This is a genomic window from Acinetobacter sp. YH12152, from assembly GCF_013418285.1.
GTDB classification, from domain to species: Bacteria; Pseudomonadota; Gammaproteobacteria; order Pseudomonadales; family Moraxellaceae; genus Acinetobacter; species Acinetobacter amyesii.
Genome location: NZ_VPCH01000118.1, coordinates 1 through 1271 on the forward strand (window position 1 = coordinate 1; position 1271 = coordinate 1271).

Consider the following 1271-nt stretch of genomic DNA (forward strand, 5'->3'; position numbering starts at 1 on the left):
AGTACCAGCGTACGGCCCACAGAATGATGTCACGCTGAAAATGCCGGCCTTTGAATGGGTTCATGTGCAGCTCCATCAGCAAAAGGGGATGATAAGTTTATCACCACCGACTATTTGCAACAGTGCCTCAGAAAAACTCATCGAGCATCAAATGAAACTGCAATTTATTCATATCAGGATTATCAATACCATATTTTTGAAAAAGCCGTTTCTGTAATGAAGGAGAAAACTCACCGAGGCAGTTCCATAGGATGGCAAGATCCTGGTATCGGTCTGCGATTCCGACTCGTCCAACATCAATACAACCTATTAATTTCCCCTCGTCAAAAATAAGGTTATCAAGTGAGAAATCACCATGAGTGACGACTGAATCCGGTGAGAATGGCAAAAGCTTATGCATTTCTTTCCAGACTTGTTCAACAGGCCAGCCATTACGCTCGTCATCAAAATCACTAGCATCAACCAAACCGTTATTCATTCGTGATTGCGCCTGAGCGAGACGAAATACGCGATCGCTGTTAAAAGGACAATTACAAACAGGAATCGAATGCAACCGGCGCAGGAACACTGCCAGCGCATCAACAATATTTTCACCTGAATCAGGATATTCTTCTAATACCTGGAATGCTGTTTTCCCGGGGATCGCAGTGGTGAGTAACCATGCATCATCAGGAGTACGGATAAAATGCTTGATGGTCGGAAGAGGCATAAATGCCGTCAGCCAGTTTAGTCTGACCATCTCATCTGTAACATCATTGGCAACGCTACCTTTGCCATGTTTCAGAAACAACTCTGGCGCATTGGGCTTCCCATACAATCGATAGATTGTCGCACCTGATTGCCCGACATTATCGCGAGCCCATCTATACCCATATAAATCAGCATCCAGGTTGGAATTTAATCGCGGCCTCGAGCAAGACGTTTCCCGTTGAATATGGCTCATAACACCCCTTGTATTACTGTTTATGTAAGCAGACAGTTTTATTGTTCATGATGATATATTTTTATCGGCACTGTTGCAAATAGTCGGTGGTGATAAACTTATCATCCCCTTTTGCTGATGGAGCTGCACATGAACCCATTCAAAGGCCGGCATTTTCAGCGTGACATCATTCTGTGGGCCGTACGCTGGTACTGCAAATACGGCACTGTTGCAAAGTTAGCGATGAGGCAGCCTTTTGTCTTATTCAAAGGCCTTACATTTCAAAAACTCTGCTTACCAGGCGCATTTCGCCCAGGGGATCACCATAATAAAATGCTGAGGCCTGGCC

The 1271-nt window shown here is 44.8% G+C and carries 1 protein-coding gene and 1 pseudogene; one reads left to right on the plus strand and one right to left on the minus strand.

Translation table 11 applies throughout. The features are described 5' to 3' along the window. Positions 1–127: 127 nt before the first annotated feature. Complete coding sequence (locus FTU83_RS17220; protein ID WP_000018326.1) at positions 128–943, minus strand: aminoglycoside O-phosphotransferase APH(3')-Ia; 816 nt, start codon at positions 941–943, stop codon at positions 128–130. 129 nt (positions 944–1072) lie between these two features. On the opposite strand from FTU83_RS17220, the pseudogene FTU83_RS17585 reads away from it, so the two are divergent. After that, positions 1073–1271: pseudogene (locus tag FTU83_RS17585) on the plus strand (hypothetical protein); the annotation flags it as partial.

Excerpts from the sequence above, each read along its gene's own strand:
- FTU83_RS17220 (WP_000018326.1), bottom strand. The coding sequence starts at position 943 with ATGAGCCATATTCAACGGGAAACGTCTTGCTCGAGGCCGCGATTAAAT.